This window comes from Pseudonocardia endophytica, from assembly GCF_004339565.1.
In the GTDB taxonomy this organism is placed as follows: domain Bacteria; phylum Actinomycetota; class Actinomycetes; order Mycobacteriales; family Pseudonocardiaceae; genus Pseudonocardia; species Pseudonocardia endophytica.
This window is the reverse complement of record NZ_SMFZ01000002.1, coordinates 570,831-591,714: the sequence shown is the minus strand read 5'-3', so window position 1 is coordinate 591,714 and position 20,884 is coordinate 570,831. Positions and strand designations below refer to the sequence as shown.

Here is a 20,884-nt window from a genome sequence, read left to right as displayed (position 1 = left end):
ACGGCTCGAGATGCACGTCACGGTCGTCCGGAGCGCGCGGAACGACCGTGGTGTTCACGCCGGCATCCGCCCCCGACGGTTCTCAGTCGAACGGGTCCTCGTGCCGGCCGCGGGAGCGGTGCGGCGGAGGCTGGACCGCTCCCAGCAGCGCGCGCAGGTCGGCCGATGTCGCGGCCCGTCGTTCCAGGTCCACGGCGATCACGGGGGCGGTCTGGCGCAGCCGCCCGAGCACCCCGCGGTCGGTGACGTCGTGCGCGCCGTCGACCAGCCCGGTGATGATCGCGTCCGGGCGCTTCGCGGCGACCGCGTCCGGGTCCGGTGATCGCGACTCCCCGACGGCGTCCACCCCGTCCAGCGCGCCCGCGCAGCCGGTGACGGTCGCGCCGAGCTCGAGCAGGAGCGCGCCGACCTGCTCGTCGGTCGCGACGACCGTCGTGATCGGCCCCCGCAGCGGGACCGGCGAACCGGTCGCGTCGACGAACGCGCGCCCACCGCCCATCGCGGCACCTGCGGTCGGACGGGACATGCCGGATCTCCCTCTCGTCGACGACGGGACGGACCCCATCGTGCTACGACGGCGCCCGGTGCCGGGAGGGAGGCTCACCGGTCATCGGGGTCGCAGGACGTACCCGGTGTAGCCGTAGTCCGCGCCGTGCGCGCGCCGGACCTCGATCTCGTGCCCGACGTCGTCGACGAGTGCCGGGGAGACGCCGTCGTCGCGCATCCGGTCGAGGTTCGACGCGAGCGGCTCGTAGTAGGCGTCCCAGTCGACGTCCGGGAGCAGGTAGGTGCCCGCGACGGTCCAGCCCGTCTCCTGCGCCGCGCGGACGTTCTCCCCGGTCGTGCGCATCGACGGGTACGCCTCGTCCCAGAACTCCCGTGCGCCGGTCGACGGGTCGGGCGTCGTCCACTCGGCCTCGGTCAGCACGAGCGCCCCGCCCGGGGCGACGAGCCGTCGCCAGGCCGCGAGCGCCGCGTCGAAGCCCATGACGTAGGCCGAGCCCTCGGCCCAGACCAGGTCGAACGCCGTGTCCGGGAACGGGAGATCCTGCATCGACGCGACGTGCGTGCGCACCCGGCCGTCGACGCCGGCGGCGCGGGCCCGTGCGCCGAGCTCGGTCAGGTACGGCTCGTGCAGGTCGACGGCGTCGACGGTGCCGCCGGTGAGCTCGGCGAGCACGAGAGTGGCCGGTCCGGTCCCGCACCCGATGTCGACGACGCGCGGTGCGGCGGGCAGCGGTCCGCACATCTCGAGCAGTAGCCGGGTGGTGCGCTCCGAGCCCGGTGCCTCGCGCGGCAGCCCGTCGTGCGCCCGTCGGAACGCGCTCATCATGTCCACCGTCTCCACGGCGCGGATCGTGCCACGTGACCGGGTCAGGAATCCCCCAGCAGACGCTCCACGCCGTCCAGGATCAGGGCGAGTCCGAGCTCCCAGGACTGGTCGACACGCTCGTCGAACCCGCCCGCCTCCCAGAGGCGGGTCATCGTCGGGAACCGCTCCTGCGAGAAGTAGGTGCCCCAGAAGCTGGAGCGGGACTCCCAGTACTCGTCGTACGCGACGCCGGTCCGGGCCGCGACGCCGGTGTCCGTGACCGTCGCCCGCGCCGCACCGAACACGTGCGACTCGACCAGTCCGGCGATCTCGACGACCCGCGCCGCGGGGAGCCCGGTCAGCCCGACGGCGCGGTAGAGGTCCTCCTGCGCGTCGAGCACGTGCGGCCCGAGCGGCGTCCGCCAGAGGTTCGAGTGGATCAGCCACGGCTCGTCGCGGTACATCCGCCACGCCTCGTGCGCGTGGAACTCGACCTGCTCGCGCCAGCCGAGCGACCGGTCCGGCAGCTTCCGGCCCGCCCACGCGCGGTCCACCATCAGCTCGAACAGCTCGTCGCGACCCGGCACGTAGGTGTACAGGCTCATCACCCCGACGCCGAGCTGCGCCGCGAGCCCGCGCATGGACAGCTCCGCGCCACCGCTCCGACGGGCGAGCTCGGTCGCGGCCCCGACCACCTCGTCGAGCGTGAGCCGCTGCCGGGGCCCGCGCGCCGACGGCGGCGGCGGGTTCCAGAGCAGCTCGATCATCGCCCGGCCCGCCGGCGTGCCCCAGGTGTCCGGTTCGTCCGTCACGGGAAACTCCTTGCGCTCAACTCCGTACGGTGTACAGTATCGCAGGCTCATTCAGTACGGTGTACGGGATACGGAGATCGATGATCCACACCGAGTCGCTGACCCGGACGTTCCGGGTCGGCAAGGAGACGATCGAGGCCGTCCGCGGCATCGATCTGGACGTGGGCGCGGGCGAGCTCGTCGCGTTCCTCGGTCCGAACGGCGCCGGGAAGTCGACGACGCTGCGGATGCTCACCAGCCTGCTACCGCCCAGCTCCGGGACGGCCGTCGTGGCGGGCGTCGACGTCACGTCACAGCCGGCCGAGGTGCGCCGCCGGATCGGCTACATCGGACAGAAGGACGGCGCCGGCCACAACTATCGGGTCTGGGACGAGCTCCTGATGCAGGGCCGGTTCTACGGCATGCGCAAGCCCGCAGCCGTCGCGTCGGCCGAGCGTCTACTGGAGACACTCGACCTCGCCGCCCTGCGGATGCGCAAGGTCAGCTCGCTGTCCGGCGGGCAGAGGCGACGCCTCGACATCGCACTCGGCCTGATCCACGCACCCGGCCTGCTGTTCCTCGACGAGCCGTCGACCGGGATGGACCCGCAGAACCGGGCCAACCTGTGGGAGCACATCCTGCGGGTGCGCGAGGAGCACGGCACGACGATCGTGCTGACCACGCACTACCTGGACGAGGCGGACGCGATGGCCGAGCGCGTCGTCGTGATCGACCACGGGCGGATCATCGCCGACGACGCGCCGGAGACGCTCAAGGCCAAGCAGGCCGGCGACCGGCTGACCGTCGTCGTCCGGCCGGACCAGGCCGCGGCGGCGCGGGCGCAGCTGGCGACGGTCGGCACCGGTGCCGAGGAGCGGCCGGATCCCGACGGCGTCGCCGTGACGGTCCGGGTGGAGGCCGCGTCGCGCGCGATGCCCGGGCTCATCGGACGCCTCGCATCGTCCGGTGTGGACGCCGTCGCCGCGTCTGCCCGGACGCCCACATTGGACGACGTGTTCCTCAACCTCACCGGCCGCAGCCTGCGCGAAGGAGAAGCAGCATGACCATGGCCCTTCCGGCGCGGGCCGGCGTGCTGGCCGACGTCGGCAACGTCTGGTGGCGCGAGACGCTGACGATCGTCCGGGACCCGTTCTCGCTGATCTTCTCGCTCGTCCAGCCACTGGTGTTCCTCGGCCTGTTCGGGCCGCTGCTGGCCGGGCTGGCCGGCGACGGGAGCCTGTTCGGCGGGTCGTCGCTGCAGTGGTTCCTGCCCGGCGTGATCGTCATGATCACGATGTTCGGCACGTCGATGACCGGCTCGAACCTGCAGTTCGAGATCATGACCGGGGCGTTCGAGCGGATGCTGGCGACACCGCTGTCCCGCTCGTCGCTGATGATCGGCCGGGCGCTCAAGGAGCTCACCCCGCTGGTCGCGCAGGCCGCGCTGGTAGCGCTGATCGCGGTGCCGTTCGGGTTCGTGCTGTACCCGCTGCACGCGCTCGTCGGCCTGGTGCTGCTCGGCGTGTTCGGCGTCGGGATCGGTGCGTTGTCCTATGCACTGGCGATCGCGGCCCGGAACACCGAGTGGATCTTCTGGGCGGTCCAGCAGTCGCTGCTGTTCCCGCTGCTGATCCTGTCCGGCATGATGCTGCCGCTCGAGACCGGTCCGGAGTGGATGCGGATCGCGTCGCTGATCAACCCGCTGACCTACGTCGTCGACGCCGAGCGTGCCCTGTTCGCCGGGACGTTCGCCGATCCGGTGGTGCTGTGGGGCTTCGTCGCGGCGCTGGTGACCGCCGCCGTCGGCCTGTGGGTCGGCGTGCGCTCGATCCGCGGGGCGACGATCTGATGTCCGACGTGCAGCCCGCCGCGGCCGGCTACGCCGCGAGCGACGCGGAGGTCCGCGAGATCCTGGACTGGTTCGACGACTACGACGCGCTCGTCGCGGCCGGGGACCTCGACGCGATGGCCGACCGGGCCGCGTTCCCGATCAACGAGGTGACCGACTCCGGCGGGTTCGGGATCGCCGCACCCTGCGACCGCGAGCGGTTCCTCGAGCAGATGCGCGACGCCGTCGGCGCAGCGGGCGAGGTGTCCATGGAGTCCGTCCGGCACCCCGTGTTCCTGAGTCCGGCCCTCGCGTTCGTCGTGACCGACGCGACGATCACCGCCGGCGGGGACACCCACCAGCTGCGTTACGGCGACCTGCTGATCCGGACCGCGGACGGATGGCGGTTCCAGACCATGGTCGCCGGCGGGTTCGGCGACCAGATGTAGGCGCCGCACCTCCCGTCGGCGTGCCGCATCCGCTGCGACGGGTGCGGCACGCCGGTACGGGGTGCGTGGGCGGGCTCACGCGGCGGCGAGGGCCGGCTACCTATCGTCAACTCTGCCGATTCCCGGAGGGTTCTCCGCCGTCCGGGCTAACGACCACTCCCCGGGTGCGCGATGGCGAGGTATCCGTCCCGCGCCGAAGGGCCTGAAGATGACCGCCTCGCACCCACCGCGCCGCGCAGCGACGCCGCGCCCGGTGGACACCCCCACGACGCTGCTGTCCGCGGTGATCCCGTCCCAGCGGCCGGCTCCGGAGCGGACGGAACATCCCGCCACGGTGCCGACGCAGCGCCCGGCTCCGGTGCCGTCGCCCCACCCGGTGCCGACGCAGCGTCCGGCGGGCGTCGTCGCGCAGCACCCCGCAGCGCCGCACCCCGCAGCGCCGCACCCCGCAGCGCCGCACCCCGCAGCGCCCCACCCCGCAGCGCCCCACCCCGCAGCGCCCCACCCCGCAGCGCCCCACCCCGCAGCGCAGCACCCCACAGCTCTGCCACACCCCACAGCCGCGATGCAGCCGGCCGCGTTGCCGCCGCTGCCGGTCCACCCGGCGAGCCCGCTCGCCTACGCCCCGCCCGCAGGCCTCCCGGTCGGTCACGAGCCGATCCGGAAGCGCTCCGTCGGCCCGGTCCTGCTCGCCGCGGCCGCCGCGTTCGTCGTGGTCACCGGCGGCGTCGTCGCGATCGGGAACCTGGCCCGCGACTCGTCCACAGTGGCCGGCCAGACGGGAGCACCCGCGGTGTCCACGTCGGACCGGATCGCCGGCTGGCGGGACGGCGGCGGGCTCTCGCGGATGCAGGCGATCCAGGATGACCTCGCGTCGATCGGTGACGCGGGCGCCCGCACCGACCCCGACGACATGAACACTGCCTGCCGGTCGCTGCAGCGCGACATCGCGGCCGCCCAGGCGTACGACCCGGTGCCGGACGCGCAGGTCCAGTCGTCGTGGGCCGGTGCGCTCACGCACGGGGCCCGCGCCGCGACCTACTGCATCGCCGGCACCGAGCAGCTCGACGCCGACATGCTGAACCGCTCCGCGGACGAGCTGACCGAGATGGGCCGCGACCTCGACGACGGCGCCGCCCGCCTCGGCGCGATCGCTTGACAGCACGCTCCCGATCGACGAGAACGAACCGCGACCGGATGTCGACAGGGAGGCGGACCGCCGTGCCGATGCTCGACCCGCTCGCGACGTTCCTGATGCGTGTCCTGGCCGCGGGGAACGACGTCGAACCGGCCGGTGCGCTGTTCAAGAACCCGGACGCGATCTCCGACGACCAGCGGGCCATGGTCGACGAGCTCGCCCGCCGGGGGCGGGAGAACGGCTACATCACCGGCGACGACAGGGTGTCGGTCACCGCCGACGGGCAGCAGTTCCTCGAGGACGCAGGCCTCTGACCGTCGGTCAGCGGTCCGGGGCCCGGCGCCCGAGGCCGCGTTCAGGGCTGCGCTCCAGGGCTGCGCGGCGGGCACTCCCGGTCCGTCGCGGCGGCCGCGACCGCGGTGCCGGCGAGCGGCATCACGGTCACCTCGCCGGACTCGTCGAGCTGGGGCTCAGCCCCGGATGGTGAGTCCGACGCGCTGGAACTCCTTGAGGTCGGAGTAGCCCGTCTTGGCCATCGCGCGGCGCAGGGCGCCGAACAGGTTGGTCGTGCCGTACGGGCTCTCCGTCGGTCCGAACAGGACCTGCTCCAGCGAGCGGCCGGACCCGGCCAGACCGGTGATCTCGGAGCGGGGCAGCGACGGGTGCGCCGCCGACGACGTCCAGTACAGCCCGCCCGCCGGGGCCTCCTCGGCGTCGGCGAGCTGCTCGCCGAGCATGACGGCGTCCGCGCCGCAGGCGATCGCGCGGGCGATGTCGCCGGACGTCGCGATGCCGCCGTCGGCGATCACGTGCGCGTAGCGCCCACCGGTCTCGTCGAGGTAGTCGCGACGGGCGGCCGCGGCGTCCACGATCGCCGTCGCCATCGGGACGCCGATGCCGAGGACCTCGTCGGTCGTCGTGGAGCTGGACTGCCCGTACCCGACGATCACGCCGGCCGCTCCGGTGCGCATCAGGTGCAGCGCCGTCCGGTAGTCGCCGACACCGCCTGCCACGACCGGGACGTCCAGGTCGGCGATGAAGTCCTTCAGGTTCAGCGGTTCGCCGTCCGAGACGTGCTCGGCGGAGATGATCGTGCCCTGCACGATCAGGATCTCCACCCCGGCCGCCAGCAGGGCAGGGGTGAGCTCGCGGGCGCGCTGCGGGCTGACCCGAGCGGCGACCGGGTTGCCGGACTCGCGCAGCGGGCGGAGCGCCTCGGCGATCAGGGCCTCGCTGATCGGCGCGCGGTGCAGCTCCTGCAGCGTGGCCAGCGCGCTGTCCGGGTCGTCCCCCGCCGCGGCGGCGACGACCTGCGCGAGCGCGCCCTCGGCGTCACCGTGCCGGGCCCAGAGGCCCTCGGCGTTCAGCACGCCCAGCCCACCCAGCTTGCCGAGCGCGACGGCGCTGGCCGGGGACACGACAGCGTCCGTCGGGTGGGTCATCAGCGGGATGTCGAAGCGGTAGGCGTCCAGCTGCCACGCCGTCGACACGGCCTTCGAGCTCCGGGTCCGCCGGGACGGCACGATCTCGATCTGGTCGAGGTCGAACGCCCGGCGGGCCTCGCGGCCCATCCCGATCTCCACGGTGTCACGCACGCCGTAGAGCCTAGGTCCCTAACGAGCGGCGTAGTTCGGGGCCTCGACGGTCATCGTGATGTCGTGCGGGTGGCTCTCCTTGAGCCCGGCCGCCGTGATCCGGACGAGCTGCGCCTGCTGCAGGTCGGCGATCGTCTGCGCGCCGACGTAGCCCATGCCGGACCGCAGGCCGCCGCCGAGCTGGTGCACGACCGAGGACAGCGGCCCGCGGAACGGGATCCGGCCCTCGATGCCCTCCGGGACGAGCTTGTCCTCGCTGAGCACGTCGTCCTGGGCGTAGCGGTCCTTGGAGTAGGACCGCCCGGCCGCGCCCGCCCGGCCCTGCATCGCGCCGAGCGAGCCCATGCCGCGGTAGGTCTTGAACTGCTTCCCGCCGACGAGCACGACCTCGCCGGGGGACTCCGCGGTGCCGGCGAGCAGCGAGCCGAGCATGACCGTCGACGCGCCCGCCGCGATCGCCTTGGCGACGTCGCCGGAGTACTGGATGCCGCCGTCGCCGATCACCGGGACGCCGTGCGGCGCACACGCCCTGGTCGCCTCGTAGATCGCGGTGATCTGCGGGGCACCGACGCCGGCCACGACGCGCGTGGTGCAGATCGAGCCCGGCCCGACACCGACCTTCACAGCGTCCGCGCCCGCCTCGACGAGCGCCTGCGCGCCTTCGTAGGTCGCGACGTTCCCGCCGACGACGTCGACGTGGTCGCCGACCTCGGCCCGCAGCTTGGACACCGTCTCCAGCACCCGTCGCGAATGTCCGTGCGCGGTGTCCACCATGAGCACGTCGACGCCGGCCTCGACGAGCTGCATCGAGCGCGCGTGCGCGTCCTCACCGACACCGACGGCCGCGGCGACGACCAGGCGGCCGTCCGGGTCCTTGGTGGCCAGCGGGTACTGCTCGGTCTTGTTGAAGTCCTTGATCGTGATCAGTCCACGCAGGACGTCCTCGCCGTCCACGATGGGCAGCTTCTCGAGCTTGTGCCTGCGCAGCAGGCCGAGCGCCGCCTCCGCCGTCACCCCGACCTTCGCGGTGACCAGCGGCGCGCGTGTCATCACCTCGGACACCGCGCGGTCCTGGTCGACCTCGTAGCGCATGTCCCTGTTCGTGATGATCCCGAGCAGTCGGCCGCGCTCGTCGGTCACCGGCACGCCGGAGATGCGGAACTTCGCGCACAGCGCGTCGACCTCGGCCAGCGTCGCCTCCGGGGAGCAGGTCACCGGGTCGGTCACCATGCCCGCCTCGGACCGCTTCACGACCTCGACCTGCGCGGCCTGCTGGTCCGGCGGCAGGTTCCGGTGCAGCACGCCGAGTCCGCCGGCGCGGGCCATGGCGATCGCCATCCGCGACTCGGTGACCGTGTCCATCGGCGACGACACCAGCGGGACCTGCACCCGCACCCGTCGGGTCACCTGCGACGAGGTGTCCGCCGTGCTGGGGACCACGTCCGACTCCGCGGGGAGCAGCAGGACGTCGTCGAAGGTCAGGCCGAGCATCGCGAACTTGGACGGGAATCCGCCGATCTCGCTCGTCATTGGTGGACACGCACCCCTTCGCATCGCACGTCTGCGCCGAGCCTCGCCACAGAAGTTCATGGTACGTCTGCCCCCTCCGGCACCGACCCGGGCGGGGCGCGCGTCACGCCGTGCGACAGCCGTCACGGCGGGGGCGTGCGACCGGGTCCGACGACCGGCCGAGTACCGTGTACGACGTGTCACCAGAGGGGCTGCCGCCGGACCCGTTCGCCGGAGACCCGGACGACCCTGCGCTCTGCATGGACCCGGGCTCCGAGGGGCGGACCGACGGCGAGGACGCGGAGCTGACCGACTCGGACCGCAGCGAGATCCTGGCCGATCTCGCCGACCTGGCCGTCTACCAGGCCCTGCTGTCCGGCCGCGGGGTGCGTGGCATCGTCGTGGACTGCACCGACTGCGGTGAGCAGCACTTCCACGAGTGGAGCCTGCTGCGGGCCAGCCTGCAGCAGCTGCTCGACGAGGGGCAGATGCGCCCGCACGAGCCGGCCTACGACCCGGATCCCGCGCACTACGTCACGTGGGAGTACTGCCGCGGCTACGCGGACGCGACGCTCGCCGACGACTGAATCCCCCGCATACGAGAACGGCCCCGGAGGAGATCCTCCGGGGCCGTCGTCGATGGTGCGGGTGTCACCGCGGGGTGCTGCTCACCCCACCGGCCGTCGTCGACGGGTCCGCGCTCCCCTCGCCCGACGCCGTCGGGCGGGTGGTCGTGGTCGTCGGGTCGGCCGAGCCCTCTGTCGTCGGCGACGTGGGGTCCGCCGGCGCGGTCGGGCTGGTCGTGGTCGGTGCGGTCGGACCGGTTCCCGGCCCCTGCAACGACCGCGGGTCGCTGCCCGGACCGGTGGAGCCCGGCGGGAGGCCGGTCCCCGGACTGGTCCCGCTCGGTGCCTGCGGCGACGTCGCGGTGCCCGGACCCGGGTCGGCGGAGCCTTCCGTCGACGGCGGGAGCGGCGCGGCGGTGCCGTTGCGCAGCGGGGCCGTCGGGTCGGTCGGCTGCCCCGGCGGCGTCTCGGCCACCTTCGCCGTCAGGAACTGGCGCTGCTGGTCGAAGTAGGCCTGGTCGGACCCACCGGGCTCGACCTTCGCCAGCAGCGGCCCCATCGCGTCGAGGTCCTGCTGGGCGCCGATCGTGTCCCCACTGGCCAGCTTCGCGTTCACCCGGTCGATGCCGGTACGCAGGTCGCTCGCGGCCTGGACCTGCTCGGCCCGCTCGGCGTAGAGCACCTTGCTCAGGCCCCAGAGCGAGTCGCCCGGCTGCGCCTCGTGCGCGCTGACCGACAGCACACCCAGGCCGCACGCCGCCACGGCGACCGCCGCGATGACCGGACGCAGGTAGCTGACGCGACGCGAGCGCCGCTGCGGAGCGAGTGCCTCCGCCGCGACGTCCGGTTCGACGAGCTGCGGCATCGGCTCGGCGTCCACGTCGGCACGCCACGCGGAGAGCATCGCCACGAGATGGTCGTCGGCGTCGTAGCCCTGCCTGCCGGGACCGCTGACCGTGAGCCCCGACGACAGCGCGTTGATCAGCTCGTCGTCGGCCTGGAGCTCGATCAGGTCGAGCGGACCGTCCTCGTCGAGCATGTCCGCGTCGAACGGGCGCCCGGGTGACGGGTGGTGCGTATGGCCGTTCGTGCCCGTCGGGCCGGGGCGGCGCCCCGACCAGTTCGGGCCGGGAGCCGGTGGCCGCTGACCGGGTCCGTGTCCTCCATGTTCCCGCATCTCAGACCACCTCCTCCTCGCTCATCGACCTGCGCAGCCGGGTCAGGGCCCGGTGCTGTGCGACCCGGACGGCGCCCGGGGTACTGCCGACGGCTTCCGCCGTCTCCTCCGCGGAGAGTCCCACCACCACGCGCAGCGTGATGATCTCCCGATGCTTCTCGGGGAGGATCTCGAGGAGTTTGGACATCTGTTCGGACAGTTCCACCTGGAGCGCCCGGCTCTCCGGCCCCTCCGCGATCTCCATCCGGTCGGGCACGTCGGCGACGGGTTCCGAACGGTTGCGAGATGCAGCGCGGTGCGCGTCGATCACCTTGTGCGACGCGATGCCGTAGACGAAAGCGAGGAACGGGCGTCCTTGGACGCGATACCCCGGTAACGCCGTCAGCACGGCAAGACACACCTCCTGCGCGACGTCGTCCGCCGAGACGGACGAGCGGTCCGTGCCCCCCAGTCGCGCCCGGCAGTAGCGCACGACCAGAGGCCGAATGACACCGAGAACGCGCTCGACGGCGGATCGGTCACCGGCCATGGCGGCCGCGATCAGCTCGTCGGGTACGTCTCTTGATTCACTCATCGTGCAGGACCGCCAACGCGTTAACAGGCTCCGAAGAGATCACCGGACATCATCCGTTCGTGGAACCGGACCCCCTGTCGAGATGCCCGGACGTCGGCGCAGGTGCCGCCCGGAACACCGTAGCGAAGGACTCGTCGACATCGGGACCGGCTCCACGACAGAGAAGACGAGTCGGACAGGCCGGAGGTTGTCCGCGGCCCGTGCGCCGGCGGCGACAGGGCGGACACGGGCGGCGAACGGCACGTCACCGACCAGGGAAAACGTTCGACCCGCAGGTGGAACGCGCGGTGAACGGAGGCAGTGAGGAAGAGCCGTCGCGCGGAGCGGCGCGGCGCATACGCGGCACATCGGATTCGGCCACGTGGGGGACATCGACGGCGCCACCCGGGGGGCGGCGGGCGACACCGTGACGACCGTGCGTACCGGACCCGCCGACGAGCGGCGGGAATCCGGCGTCCGGCGGGCCGCAAGCGCGACCCGGCGGTCCGGACGGGTGAAACTAGGAGACGAGACCCCGCCGGAAGCCGTGCGCGACGGCCTGCGCGCGGTCCCGCACGCCGAGCTTGCGGAACAGGCGGCGCGCGTGCGTCTTCACCGTGTCCTCGGACAGGTACAGCTCGCGACCGATCTGGCCGTTGCTCTTGCCCTGGCTCATCCCGCGCAGGACCTGGAGCTCGCGCTCGGTCAGCTGGACCCCCGGGTCGGTCGGCACGCGCGGGGTCGGCACGGATGTGCTCGCCAGCGTGTGGGCGAGCGCGGCGACGAGCTCCGGACGGGACGCGTCCCACCGGAGATAGCCGCGCGCGCCGCCCGCGATCGCCGCGGCGATGCTGCCCGCGTCGTCGGGTGCGCCGAACACGATCACGTTGGCCTGGGGGTGCGCCGCCACGAGGCGGCGGGTGGCCTCGACACCGGTCGGCACGGCACGCTGCGTCCCGACGAGGACGACGTCCACCGTCTGCCGGGCGTAGCGGGCGAGCAGCTCGTCACCGTGCGCCACGCAGTCGATCCGCTGGACCCCGGGCACGGCGGACATGACGCGGGTCAGACCCTCGCGGACGCTGCGACGATCGTCGCAGATGAGTACCGTCGTCACGACGATTCCTTCCTGCAGCTTCCTGCAGCCGGGTGATATTCACCCTCCGAATCGGCGGGTGACCCTCTCACCTTGACACGGTCGGGGCGAATTTGTGCCCTCCATTTGGGAAGATCCGGCCCGCATCTGCCTTGCCATGTGGGTGATCTTGCTCGAATGGAGTAGTCAGTACGGTACCGCGCCCGGCGGCATGAGCCACGCAGACTCCCGCATTCCGGCCCTGGTGACGGGGTCCGATCGCAGGTAGACGACGTTCGCCGCGATCATCGTCGCATGTCGGCGACTCTGCGCAACCGTCCGGCGACCGAGCGTATCGGGTAGCCACCCTCCGGCGTGTCGTCCGTTCGGACCCGGCCCGATGTCGTCCACCCGTGGCCCGGTAATCGTGTCCCCGGCGGCGACGAGAGCCGCCCAGCGGAGCGGGAGCAGGCCGGCGGCGCCGGCGTCGTCGGCGACCGCGTCGAGCTCGCCGTCGACCGCCTCCCCGGCGACCGACCGCGCGACGGCGTGCACGAGCCGGGACTTCACCGCGTGCCGGACCGAGCCGAGGGACGGGGCGAGCGTGCAGGCCGTCCCGGAGGCGACCACGGCGGCCCCGGCGTCGCCCGCCAGCAGCGCCGTCTCGGCCCGAACCCACAGCCAGCGCACGGCTGTCCGGGAGACCGGAGGGCGCTCGTCGTCCGGCACACCGCACCACGGCGCGGCACGGTCCAGCAGCCGGCGGGCTCCCACGGCGTCCCACCGCCCGATCGCGTCCGCGGCGAGTCCGGCCAGGGCGTCGCCGAGTGCCGCGGCCACGCCGGTCCCCGCGCGGTCGGACCCCGGTTCCGGCGCCCGATCCCCGGCGAGCGGGCGGGCGACCCGGACGGCCGCGGCGTCGTGGACGGCCGCCCGGCCGTGCGACCCGACCTGACGCAGGTGTGAGGCGCGCGTCACGGCCGCGTGGGCCCGGAGGTGCCCTGGCACGCCCGGTCCGGTGCGGAGGGCGCGCAGCAGCGACTCCGCCGCCGCGTAGTGGCCGTATCCGCCCAGGTCGACGGCACGGTCCCAGTTCCCCGCCACGTCGTCGGACACGTCACCTCCCCGGTTCGCGCTGCCACCGTCGACGATCGTCGACGATGTCGGGTACCCACACACCGGCCACCACCGCAACTCGTGGGGTGAACGAGGTTTGCCGCCCCCGACCCGGGGGCATTTGAGAGGCATCGAGCGTCGAAAAGCTAGAGGCAGGTGACGAACATGGCGGACATCCGGAGGCTTCCCGGCCCGGTCGCCGACATCTACGACTGGCAGATGGAGGGAGCCTGCCGGGGGATGGACAGTGCGTTCTTCTTCCATCCCGAGGGTGAGCGCGGACCCGCGCGGGCCCGTCGCGAATCCCGCGCCAAGCAGGTCTGTGCGGAGTGCCCGGTGGTGGCGCAGTGCCGCGAGCACGCGCTGGAGGTCCATGAGCCCTACGGGATCTGGGGCGGCCTGTCCGAGTCCGAGCGTGACGCGATCATCCGTGGTCCGCGCCGCACACCGAAGATCGCGGACCCGATCGTCGCCGAGCCGGTCGTCGCCGAGCCGGTCGCGGGCCTCGACTCCGCGTAACACCGACTCGACGACGAAGGGGGCGGGTGGCCGATGGCCACCCGCCCCCTTCGTGTGTGGGCTACGGACTAGTGCCCGTGACCGTGGCCGCCGTGACCACCGGCGGCGGGAGCGGGCTCCTCCTCCGGCTTGTCCACGACGGCGCTCTCCGTGGTGAGCACCATGCGGGCGATCGAGGCGGCGTTCTCGACGGCCGACCGGGTCACCTTGACCGGGTCGATGACGCCGTCCGCGACCAGGTCGGAGTAGGTCTGGGTGGCGGCGTTGTAGCCGGTGCCCCAGCCCTTCTCGGCCACCCGCGACGTGACGATGGCGCCCTCGTCGCCGCCGTTCTCGGCGATCCAGAACAGCGGGGCGGACAGCGCCTTGCGGACGATCGCGACACCGGTCGCGGCGTCCCCGGTGAGTCCGAGGTTCCCCTCGAGCTCGGCCGCGGCGTGCACGAGCGCGGAACCGCCGCCGGGCACGATGCCCTCCTCGACCGCGGCCCGGGTGGCCGACACCGCGTCCTCGATGCGGTGCTTGCGCTCCTTGAGCGCGGTCTCGGTGGCGGCACCCGCCTTGATGACCGCGACGCCGCCGGACAGCTTCGCGAGGCGCTCCTGGAGCTTCTCGCGGTCCCAGTCCGAGTCGGCCTCCTCGATCTCACGCTTCAGCGTGGCGACCCGACCCTCGACGTCGGCCTTCGAGCCGCCGCCCTCGACGATCGTCGTGTTGTCCTTCGTGACGACGATGCGACGCGCCTTGCCCAGCAGGTCCAGCCCGGCCTCGGACAGCTTGAGCCCGACCTCCGGGTTGATCACCTGACCGCCGGTGGCGATCGCCAGGTCGTCCATGAACGCCTTGCGGCGGTCACCGAAGAACGGCGACTTGATCGCGGCGACCTTGATCGTCTTGCGGATCGAGTTGACGACCAGGGTGGACAGCGCCTCGCCCTCGACGTCCTCCGCGATGATCAGCAGCGGCTTGCCCTCGCCCAGCACCTTCTCCAGCAGCGGGAGGAGGTCCTGGATGTTGCCGATCTTGTCCCGGTGGAGCAGGACGTAGGCGTCCTCGAGGACGGCCTCCATCGACTCCGAGTCGGTGACGAAGTACGGCGACAGGTAACCCTTGTCGAACTGCAGGCCCTCGGTGATCTCCAGCTCGGTGGAGAGCGTGGAGCCCTCCTCGACGGTGATCACGCCGTCGTTGCCGACGGTGTCGATCGCCTCGGCGATCATGTCGCCGATCTCCTGCTCGCGCGACGCGATGGCGCCGACCTGAGCGATGTGCTCCTTGCCGTTGACCGGGGTGGCCTTGGCCAGCAGCACGTCGGAGACCTTCTGCGCGGCGGCGGCGATGCCCTCGCCGAGCGCGGCGGGGCCCGCGCCCGCGGCGACGTTGCGCAGGCCCTCCTTGACCAGTGCCTGGGCCAGCACGGTCGCGGTGGTGGTGCCGTCGCCCGCGACGTCGTTGGTCTTCGTGGCAACGGTCTTCGCGAGCTGCGCCCCGAGGTTCTCGTACGGGTCCTCGAGGTCGATCTCGCGGGCGATGGTCACGCCGTCGTTCGTGACGGTCGGGCCACCGAACTTCTTGTCCAGCACGACGTGGCGCCCGCGCGGGCCCAACGTCACCTTGACCGCGTCGGCGAGCTGGTTGACGCCGCGCTCGAGCGCGCGCCGGGTCTGCTCGTCGAAGCTGATCTGCTTCGCCATGGTGTGGCTGTCCTGCCTCTCTGTGTCCTCGTCAACGCACGCCGCCCCGGGACCCGTCGAGCGGGTCGCCGGGGCGGAAGGCGGTCACGGTCCTAGTTGACGACCGCGAGCACGTCGCGCGCGGAGAGGATCAGGTACTCCTCGCCGTTGTACTTGACCTCGGTGCCGCCGTACTTCGAGTAGATGACGACGTCGCCGACGGCCACGTCGAGCGGAACGCGGTTGCCGTTGTCGTCGACCCGGCCCGGGCCCACGGCGAGGACCTTGCCCTCCTGGGGCTTCTCCTTCGCGGTGTCCGGGATGACGATGCCGGAGGCCGTGGTGGTCTCCGCCTCGCTGGCCTGGACGACGATCTTGTCCTCGAGCGGCTTGATGTTCGCCACGACGATGACCTCCCCTTCCTGGGGTGAATGTCGAACTCACTCTTCTGGTGAAGTGTCCGCGCACCCGGTCGGTGAGGACCCCGCCGTCGCGGGGGTCGGGGTCGCCGCTGTCCCGGGGTGCGCCCTGGCACTCTACCCATGAGAGTGCCAGAGCATGAGAGAGGTCTCAACCGGCACTTGCCGGCGTGGCGGAAGCCCGATTCGTCCCCCGGGATTTCACCGGGCGACCGACCGCGCGTCACCCTTTCCACGCCGGGATGGCGTTACCTGCACATGATGCCCACCACGCCCCGTTCCCGCAGGACCGTGCTGCGCGCCGGCCTCGTCGCAGGCGCCGCCCTGACCGCCACCGGGACGCTCACCGGCCCCGCGCTCGGCGCCGTACCCACCCGCTCGTCCGCACCCGGATCCGCGGCGCCCGGTGATCCGTTCGGCCTCGGTGTCGCGTCCGGGGAGCCGGACGCGTCGAGCGTCGTGCTGTGGACCCGACTCGCGTCCGACCCGACGGCCGAGGACGGTCTCGGCGGCCTCGGCGACCGGTCCACCGACGTCGAGTGGGAGGTCGCCGAGGACGAGCGCTTCTCCCGCGTCGTGCGCCGGGGGCGCGTGCGCACCGGCCCGGACGACGGGCACAGCGTGCACGTCGAGGCCGGCGGTCTGGCTCCGCAGCGGGACTACTGGTTCCGCTTCCGCGCCGGCCGTGCCGTGTCGCCGGCCGGGCGCACCCGCACCGCACCGCCCGCGGCCGCCATGACGCCGTTGACCATGTGCTTCACGTCGTGCTCGCAGTTCGAGCACGGGTGGTTCACGGCGTACCGGAGGCTCGCCGAGGAGCACCCGGACATCGTGCTGCACCTCGGCGACTACATGTACGAGTACGGCAAGGGCGGCTACGACGCACCTGGCGGCAACGTCCGCGACCACGCCGGCCCGGAGACGACGACGCTCGCGAACTACCGCCAGCGCTACGGCCAGTACCACGCCGACACCGACCTGCAGGCCGCCCACGCGGCGGCGCCATGGCTCGTCGTGTTCGACGACCACGAGGTCGAGAACAACTGGGCCGGGAACGTCCGCGAGCTGCCGGTCGACCCGCCCGGCGACTTCGCCGCGCGCAAGGCCGCCGCGTTCCGCGCGTACTGGGAGAACATGCCGCTGCGCGCCGCGCAACGCCCGCGCGGGTCGTCGATGCGGCTCTACCGCCGCGTCCCGTTCGGCGGCCTGGTCACGTTCCACATGCTCGACACCCGTCAGTACCGCGGCGACCAGCCGTGCGACGACGAGTTCGGGAAGGACTGCCCATCGCGTACGGATCCGGCCCGGTCGCTTCCCGGCTCGGCGCAGGAGCGCTGGATCGCCGACGGGTTCGCCGGGTCGCGGGCCCGCTGGGACGTGCTCGGCCAGCAGGTGTTCTTCTCCCAGGTCGACTTCACGCCGGGCGCCGGGCGCGGTTTCAACCCGGACGCGTGGGACGGCTACCCCGGGTCCCGCGACCGCGTCGTCGACGGGTGGGTGGCGGCCACCGAGCGCGGGCGGGCACGCAACCTCGTCGTGCTCACCGGGGACGTGCACGCGCACTGGGCGGCGGACGTCAAGCGCCGGTTCGACGACCCGTCGTCGCCGGTGATCGGCACGGAGCTCGTGTCGAGCTCGATCACCTCGGGTGGTGACGGGTCGGAGCAGAAGAAGGAGACGGCCGCGACCCTGGCCGAGAACCCGCACGTCCGCTTCTACAACAACCGCCGGGGCTACGTCCGCACCCGCTTCGAGGCGGGGACGATGACGAGCGAGTTCAAGGTCGTCCCCTACGTGAAGAAGCCCGGCGCCCCCGTCGAGACGAGGGCCCGCTTCGTCACCGAGGACCGCCGCCCGGGCCTGACCCCGGCCTGACCGCCGCTCCCCCCCTTCTTCCGAACGAACGGCACCTTCGAGCAATGACATTGCTCGAACGGCACCCTCGTTCGGGCGGTGGGGGGTCTGCGGGGCGTCGGGGGCGCTGCGAGGCGCCTCGGGGTGGGGCCTGGGTAGCGTCCTGCGTGTGGCGGAGTTGTGTCTCGGGGCGAACGTGTTCGGGTGGACGGCCGACCGGGAGGCCTCGTTCGCGGTGCTCGACGCGTTCGTCGACGCGGGCGGGACGATGATCGACACCGCCGACTCGTACACCTGGCGGGCACCCGGCAACTCCGGCGGCGAGTCGGAGACGATCCTCGGCGAGTGGATGTCCGCGCGCGGGAACCGGGACGCCGTCCGGATCGCGACGAAGGTCGGCGCGCTACCCGGGCGCGAGGGCCTGTCCGCGGACAACGTCGCCAAGGCCGCGCGGGACTCGTTGCGCCGCATGGGAACCGATCGGATCGATCTTTACTACGCCCACCGCGACGACCCGGACACCGCGCAGGAGGAGACGCTCGACGCGTTCGACGGGCTGGTCCGCGACGGCCTCGTGCGCGAGATCGGCGCGTCGAACTTCTCCGCCGAGCGGCTCCGGTCCGCGCTGGAGATCTCCGAGCGCGACGGGCTGACCGCGTTCACCGCGATCCAGCCGCACTACAACCTCATGGAGCGCGACGACTACGAGGCCTCGCTCGCGCCGCTCGCCGAGTCGTCGAACCTGGCCTGCTACCCGTACTTCGGGCTGGCCAAAGGCTTCCTGACCGGCAAGTACCGCCCGGACTCCCCCGCGCCGGAGACCCCCCGCGCCGAGGGCGCCTCGGCGTACCTGGACTCCCGCGGACGGTCCGTGCTCGCCGGCCTCGACGAGATCGCGGCCGGTCACGAGGTGCCGGTGCCCGCCGTGGCGCTCGCCTGGCTGGCCGCGCAACCGACCGTCACCGCCCCGATCGCCAGCGCCCGGACCGTCGAGCAGCTGGCCGGCCTGCTCCCCGCCCGCACGCTCGAGCTGACGCACGACGAGCGACGGTTCCTGTCCTATCTGAGCGCGACGAGCTGACCGCGGCGGTCCGGGCCCGCACCGATGAGTCGGGCGGGCGGGACCGGTCGGAACGGACATGACGGAACGCATCGCGACCGTGGACGGCGTCCGCATCTGCTTCGAGACGTTCGGCGACGACGGCGATCCGGCCGTGCTGCTGCTGTCCGGGATGGGCCAGACGATGGACGCCTGGGAACCCGGGTTCTGCGAGCGGCTCGCGGCGGAGGGCCGGTACGTCGTGCGCTTCGACCACCGCGATGCCGGGCGGTCCGCGTCGAGCCCGGTGGGCGCGCCGGACTACGGCGTGCCCGAGCTCGACGGCGACCCGCTGCGGGTGCTCGACGCGCTCGGTGTCGCAGCCGCGCACCTGGTCGGCCTGTCGATGGGTGCGGGGATCGCGCTGACCATCGCCGTGTCCCACCCGGACCGGGTCCGGTCGCTCACGCCGATCGGCTGCAGCCCGCTCGACGACGGGCTCCCGCCGCCGGACCCGGCGCTGGCCGCGACGTTCTCCGACCCGGCCCCGGAGCCCGACTGGTCGGACGCCGAGGCGGTCGTCGCGTACCTGGTGGAGAACGAGCGCCCGTTCGGCGGGCCCGGCTTCGACGCCGATCGCACTCTCCGGGTGGCCCGCGCGACCGTCGGACGGACGGCGAGCGTGCCCGCGCTGCTCACCAACCACGGGATCGCACTCGGCAACGACGACGGCCCGTCGCCCCGCCCGGCCGACGTCACCGTCCCGACGCTCGTGCTGCACGGCTCGGCGGACCCGTTGTTCCCGCTGCCGCACGGCGAGGCGCTCGCAGCCGCGATCCCCGGCGCCGAGTTCCACGCCATGGACGGCGTCGGGCACGAGACACCGCCGCCGCGCACGTGGGACGTGGTCGTACCGCTGCTCGCCCGGCACACCGGGCACCGCCCGTCGACGTGAACGTGAGCGTTCCCCGGCCGTGATCGTCCGACCGTCACGTTCATCTCGACGGGTCGACGGGCGCGTGAGTCCGCGGCCGGCTCGGGTCGGTCGACGCGTCAGTCCGCGGCCGGTTCGGCGCCGAGCGGGTCGCGGCGCATCGTGTACGCGTCGGCGCCGCTCGGCCGGTAGTAGCGCTTGCGCACCCCGACGACGACGAAGCCGGTCGACGCGTACAGCGTCTGGGCCGTCTCGTTGTCCGTCCGGACCTCGAGGAACACGGTGGCGCGCACCTGGTCCGCGGCCTCCAGGAGCCCGTTGAGCAGCAGGCGCCCGAGCCCCGCGCCCTGCCACTCCGGATCGACGCCGATCGTGTGCACCTCGGCCTCGGCCTGCGGCGGGCCTGCGACGAAGCCCAGTCCGGCGTACCCGATCAGACGCCCGTCCGGACCGCGCAGGCCGAGGTAGAGATGCCCGGATCCGACGGCGTCCCGGAACGCCTGCGCGCTCCACGGGTCGTCGCCGGGGAACAGGATGCGCTCCAGCTCGGCGCACCGGTCGGCGTCGGCGCGGTAGAGCGGCCCGATCGACACGCGTCCGCCGGCGGCCGGCGCGCTCATGGTGCGGTGACCCGCTTGCGCCCGGTCGGTTCTTTCGCGTCGGGTCGGCGCAGGTAGAGCGGCTCCAGCGGGGTGGGCTCCGCGCCCGACCGCAGCGTGTCCGCCGCAGCGAGGACCAGGCCGTCCGGCGTCGGGGCGTGCGGCGCACCGACGGCGATGCCGAGCACCTCGGCGAACGCCGGGTCGCCGACCGCGCGCACGACGTCCAGCTCGGCCAGCCGGTCGGCGAGCACCAGCGGCGCCTCGACCGACGGGCCGGTCAGCCGCCGGGCCAGCTGCGACCCGGCGAACGAGTCGTAGGCGGCCCAGTACGTCTCCCGGCGGCGGGCGTCCGTCACCACCAGCAGGTTCCCGGTCTCCGCGTCCGGCTCCGCCGCGGCGGACAGGGCGATCGCGTCCAGCGAGCACACCCCGTGCACCGGCACGCCGAGCGCGTCGCCGAGCGCGGCGGCGGACACGATGCCGACCCGCAGCCCGGTGAACGGGCCCGGGCCGACCCCGACGACGACGGCGTCGACGTCACCGAGCGCGACGCCCGCCTCCTCGTACAGCTCGCGCACAGCGGGCATCAGCAGCTCGCCGTGCTTGCGGCCGTCGTGGGCGCGCGCCGCGCGGGTCGACGGGCGGCCGCCGTCCGCGGGCAGGTCGACCAGCCCCGCGGTGACGACCGGGGTGGCGGTGTCCAGGGCCAGAACCAGCACGTCCCCGAGCGTACGA

At 73.0% G+C, this 20,884-nt stretch carries 23 protein-coding genes; 10 read left to right on the top strand and 13 right to left on the bottom strand.

Annotated elements, in window-relative coordinates:
• Positions 1 to 82: 82 nt before the first annotated feature.
• The 3 genes from EV378_RS21705 to EV378_RS21695 all read right to left on the bottom strand — a co-directional run bounded on the left by EV378_RS21705 (position 83) and on the right by EV378_RS21695 (position 2,124).
• The gene (locus tag EV378_RS21705) at positions 83 to 526 is read right to left on the bottom strand and encodes a substrate-binding domain-containing protein (RefSeq protein ID WP_132429132.1); all 444 of its coding nucleotides are present in this window, start codon (positions 524 to 526) and stop codon (positions 83 to 85) included.
• A gap of 81 nt (positions 527 to 607) precedes the next feature.
• Positions 608 to 1,348, bottom strand: coding sequence for a class I SAM-dependent methyltransferase (locus EV378_RS21700; RefSeq protein ID WP_243653690.1), 741 nt, complete (start codon positions 1,346 to 1,348; stop codon positions 608 to 610).
• Positions 1,349 to 1,374: 26 nt separating this feature from the next.
• A complete protein-coding gene (locus EV378_RS21695) occupies positions 1,375 to 2,124 on the bottom strand; it encodes a TetR/AcrR family transcriptional regulator (protein ID WP_243653689.1) in 750 nt (249 codons plus the stop codon).
• Positions 2,125 to 2,204: 80 nt separating this feature from the next.
• Between EV378_RS21695 and EV378_RS21690 the strand changes: the two genes are divergently transcribed.
• From EV378_RS21690 to EV378_RS21670, 5 genes are all read left to right on the top strand, one after another.
• On the top strand, positions 2,205 to 3,167 hold the full coding sequence (locus EV378_RS21690; RefSeq protein WP_132429130.1) for an ATP-binding cassette domain-containing protein: 963 nt from the start codon (positions 2,205 to 2,207) through the stop codon (positions 3,165 to 3,167).
• Positions 3,164 to 3,952 (top strand): ABC transporter permease, encoded by a 789-nt coding sequence (locus EV378_RS21685; RefSeq protein WP_132429128.1) that lies wholly within the window; start codon positions 3,164 to 3,166, stop codon positions 3,950 to 3,952. Before EV378_RS21690 ends, EV378_RS21685 begins: the two co-directional genes overlap by 4 nt.
• Complete coding sequence (locus tag EV378_RS21680) at positions 3,952 to 4,380, top strand: nuclear transport factor 2 family protein (RefSeq protein WP_132429126.1); 429 nt, start codon at positions 3,952 to 3,954, stop codon at positions 4,378 to 4,380. Before EV378_RS21685 ends, EV378_RS21680 begins: the two co-directional genes overlap by 1 nt.
• 565 nt (positions 4,381 to 4,945) lie before the next feature.
• On the top strand, positions 4,946 to 5,539 hold the full coding sequence (locus tag EV378_RS35450) for a hypothetical protein (RefSeq protein ID WP_165922417.1): 594 nt from the start codon (positions 4,946 to 4,948) through the stop codon (positions 5,537 to 5,539).
• A 62-nt stretch (positions 5,540 to 5,601) separates the two neighbouring features.
• Complete coding sequence (locus tag EV378_RS21670) at positions 5,602 to 5,832, top strand: hypothetical protein (protein ID WP_132429122.1); 231 nt, start codon at positions 5,602 to 5,604, stop codon at positions 5,830 to 5,832.
• 156 nt (positions 5,833 to 5,988) lie between these two features.
• Here the strand turns inward: EV378_RS21670 and EV378_RS21665 are convergent, their stop codons facing one another.
• Positions 5,989 to 7,113: a GuaB3 family IMP dehydrogenase-related protein gene (locus EV378_RS21665; protein WP_132429120.1), complete on the bottom strand. Its 1,125-nt coding sequence runs from the start codon at positions 7,111 to 7,113 to the stop codon at positions 5,989 to 5,991.
• A gap of 18 nt (positions 7,114 to 7,131) precedes the next feature.
• Positions 7,132 to 8,643: an IMP dehydrogenase gene (guaB, locus tag EV378_RS21660; protein WP_132429118.1), complete on the bottom strand. Its 1,512-nt coding sequence runs from the start codon at positions 8,641 to 8,643 to the stop codon at positions 7,132 to 7,134.
• A gap of 167 nt (positions 8,644 to 8,810) precedes the next feature.
• Between guaB and EV378_RS21655 the strand changes: the two genes are divergently transcribed.
• Positions 8,811 to 9,209: a DUF5319 domain-containing protein gene (locus EV378_RS21655; protein WP_424511248.1), complete on the top strand. Its 399-nt coding sequence runs from the start codon at positions 8,811 to 8,813 to the stop codon at positions 9,207 to 9,209.
• A gap of 64 nt (positions 9,210 to 9,273) precedes the next feature.
• On the opposite strand, the gene EV378_RS21650 is transcribed toward EV378_RS21655, so the two are convergent.
• The 4 genes from EV378_RS21650 to EV378_RS21635 all read right to left on the bottom strand — a co-directional run bounded on the left by EV378_RS21650 (position 9,274) and on the right by EV378_RS21635 (position 13,109).
• The gene (locus EV378_RS21650) at positions 9,274 to 10,227 is read right to left on the bottom strand and encodes an anti-sigma-D factor RsdA (RefSeq protein WP_165922415.1); all 954 of its coding nucleotides are present in this window, start codon (positions 10,225 to 10,227) and stop codon (positions 9,274 to 9,276) included.
• A gap of 139 nt (positions 10,228 to 10,366) precedes the next feature.
• The gene (locus tag EV378_RS21645) at positions 10,367 to 10,939 is read right to left on the bottom strand and encodes a sigma-70 family RNA polymerase sigma factor (protein WP_132429112.1); all 573 of its coding nucleotides are present in this window, start codon (positions 10,937 to 10,939) and stop codon (positions 10,367 to 10,369) included.
• A 499-nt stretch (positions 10,940 to 11,438) separates the two neighbouring features.
• Entirely contained in the window at positions 11,439 to 12,035 is a 597-nt protein-coding gene (locus EV378_RS21640; RefSeq protein ID WP_132429110.1) for a response regulator transcription factor, read from the bottom strand.
• A gap of 165 nt (positions 12,036 to 12,200) precedes the next feature.
• On the bottom strand, positions 12,201 to 13,109 hold the full coding sequence (locus EV378_RS21635; protein WP_132429108.1) for a hypothetical protein: 909 nt from the start codon (positions 13,107 to 13,109) through the stop codon (positions 12,201 to 12,203).
• A gap of 165 nt (positions 13,110 to 13,274) precedes the next feature.
• Between EV378_RS21635 and EV378_RS21630 the strand changes: the two genes are divergently transcribed.
• Positions 13,275 to 13,628 (top strand): WhiB family transcriptional regulator, encoded by a 354-nt coding sequence (locus EV378_RS21630; protein ID WP_132429106.1) that lies wholly within the window; start codon positions 13,275 to 13,277, stop codon positions 13,626 to 13,628.
• 68 nt (positions 13,629 to 13,696) lie between these two features.
• Here the strand turns inward: EV378_RS21630 and groL are convergent, their stop codons facing one another.
• Together groL and groES are read right to left on the bottom strand one after the other, a co-directional pair.
• Positions 13,697 to 15,322, bottom strand: a complete 1,626-nt coding sequence (gene groL / locus EV378_RS21625) for a chaperonin GroEL (RefSeq protein WP_132429104.1) — start codon at positions 15,320 to 15,322, stop codon at positions 13,697 to 13,699.
• Positions 15,323 to 15,414: 92 nt separating this feature from the next.
• A complete protein-coding gene (gene groES, locus EV378_RS21620; RefSeq protein WP_010225616.1) occupies positions 15,415 to 15,705 on the bottom strand; it encodes a co-chaperone GroES in 291 nt (96 codons plus the stop codon).
• Between the two features lie 276 nt (positions 15,706 to 15,981).
• Here groES and EV378_RS21615 point away from each other — a divergent pair, with 276 nt between their 5' ends.
• The 3 genes from EV378_RS21615 to EV378_RS21605 all read left to right on the top strand — a co-directional run bounded on the left by EV378_RS21615 (position 15,982) and on the right by EV378_RS21605 (position 19,568).
• Positions 15,982 to 17,595, top strand: coding sequence for an alkaline phosphatase D family protein (locus EV378_RS21615; RefSeq protein WP_132429102.1), 1,614 nt, complete (start codon positions 15,982 to 15,984; stop codon positions 17,593 to 17,595).
• A gap of 148 nt (positions 17,596 to 17,743) precedes the next feature.
• The gene (locus tag EV378_RS21610) at positions 17,744 to 18,655 is read left to right on the top strand and encodes an aldo/keto reductase (protein WP_207908820.1); all 912 of its coding nucleotides are present in this window, start codon (positions 17,744 to 17,746) and stop codon (positions 18,653 to 18,655) included.
• A gap of 58 nt (positions 18,656 to 18,713) precedes the next feature.
• Positions 18,714 to 19,568 carry an alpha/beta fold hydrolase gene (locus EV378_RS21605; RefSeq protein WP_132429098.1) on the top strand — a complete coding sequence of 285 codons (855 nt, stop codon included), beginning with the start codon at positions 18,714 to 18,716 and terminating at the stop codon, positions 19,566 to 19,568.
• A 98-nt stretch (positions 19,569 to 19,666) separates the two neighbouring features.
• On the opposite strand, the gene rimI is transcribed toward EV378_RS21605, so the two are convergent.
• Positions 19,667 to 20,167, bottom strand: a complete 501-nt coding sequence (rimI, locus tag EV378_RS21600; protein WP_207908819.1) for a ribosomal protein S18-alanine N-acetyltransferase — start codon at positions 20,165 to 20,167, stop codon at positions 19,667 to 19,669.
• Positions 20,164 to 20,868, bottom strand: coding sequence for a tRNA (adenosine(37)-N6)-threonylcarbamoyltransferase complex dimerization subunit type 1 TsaB (gene tsaB / locus EV378_RS21595; protein ID WP_132429096.1), 705 nt, complete (start codon positions 20,866 to 20,868; stop codon positions 20,164 to 20,166). The genes rimI and tsaB overlap by 4 nt, the downstream gene beginning before the upstream one ends.
• Between the last annotated feature and the right edge of the window lie 16 nt (positions 20,869 to 20,884).

Coding starts and splice junctions, on each gene's coding strand:
- EV378_RS21705 (WP_132429132.1), bottom strand. CDS start 526: ATGTCCCGTCCGACCGCAGGTGCCGCGATGGGCGGTGGGCGCGCGTTC.
- EV378_RS21690 (WP_132429130.1), top strand. CDS start 2,205: ATGATCCACACCGAGTCGCTGACCCGGACGTTCCGGGTCGGCAAGGAG.
- EV378_RS21685 (WP_132429128.1), top strand. CDS start 3,164: ATGACCATGGCCCTTCCGGCGCGGGCCGGCGTGCTGGCCGACGTCGGC.
- EV378_RS21680 (WP_132429126.1), top strand. CDS start 3,952: ATGTCCGACGTGCAGCCCGCCGCGGCCGGCTACGCCGCGAGCGACGCG.
- EV378_RS35450 (WP_165922417.1), top strand. CDS start 4,946: ATGCAGCCGGCCGCGTTGCCGCCGCTGCCGGTCCACCCGGCGAGCCCG.
- guaB (WP_132429118.1), bottom strand. CDS start 8,643: ATGACGAGCGAGATCGGCGGATTCCCGTCCAAGTTCGCGATGCTCGGC.
- EV378_RS21650 (WP_165922415.1), bottom strand. CDS start 10,227: ATGCTCGACGAGGACGGTCCGCTCGACCTGATCGAGCTCCAGGCCGAC.
- EV378_RS21645 (WP_132429112.1), bottom strand. CDS start 10,939: ATGAGTGAATCAAGAGACGTACCCGACGAGCTGATCGCGGCCGCCATG.
- EV378_RS21630 (WP_132429106.1), top strand. CDS start 13,275: ATGGCGGACATCCGGAGGCTTCCCGGCCCGGTCGCCGACATCTACGAC.
- groL (WP_132429104.1), bottom strand. CDS start 15,322: ATGGCGAAGCAGATCAGCTTCGACGAGCAGACCCGGCGCGCGCTCGAG.
- EV378_RS21615 (WP_132429102.1), top strand. CDS start 15,982: ATGCCCACCACGCCCCGTTCCCGCAGGACCGTGCTGCGCGCCGGCCTC.
- EV378_RS21605 (WP_132429098.1), top strand. CDS start 18,714: ATGACGGAACGCATCGCGACCGTGGACGGCGTCCGCATCTGCTTCGAG.
- rimI (WP_207908819.1), bottom strand. CDS start 20,167: ATGAGCGCGCCGGCCGCCGGCGGACGCGTGTCGATCGGGCCGCTCTAC.